Annotated in this window: 1 protein-coding gene; it reads right to left on the bottom strand. The window is 74.9% G+C overall.

What is annotated here, in order from left to right; genetic code table 11:
* Window positions 1-275: DUF4339 domain-containing protein (locus tag RYX56_RS22235; protein WP_317124101.1), on the bottom strand; the 275-nt coding region annotated here is incomplete at both ends.

The following is a 275-nucleotide window of genomic DNA, read 5'->3' as shown; positions in this document are numbered from 1 at the left end:
CGGTCACGTGGTTCTGCACCACTACGTTGTGCACGACGGGCGTGGGGGCGGCGAGGGCAGACTGCATCGGCGCGGCGCCGAACAACGCGGGAAGCGCCGCGCTGGCGCTTGCCCAGTCGGTCATGCCCGTGCGCCACACGCGCGTGCCGGGCTGGACGGCGCCCCGGGCGACGAGGTCGGCGATCTGCGACTCGGGCAGCGGTCCGGCGGGCACGCCGTTCTGCTCGTAGTGCCACGCGGTTTCGACCGCCGCGACGGGCGCAGCAGGCGGGGAC

This window comes from Alkalihalophilus lindianensis (assembly GCF_032843265.1).
GTDB lineage: Bacteria > Bacillota > Bacilli > Bacillales > Bacillaceae_D > Alkalihalophilus > Alkalihalophilus lindianensis.
This window is presented reverse-complemented; position numbering and strand designations above follow the sequence as displayed.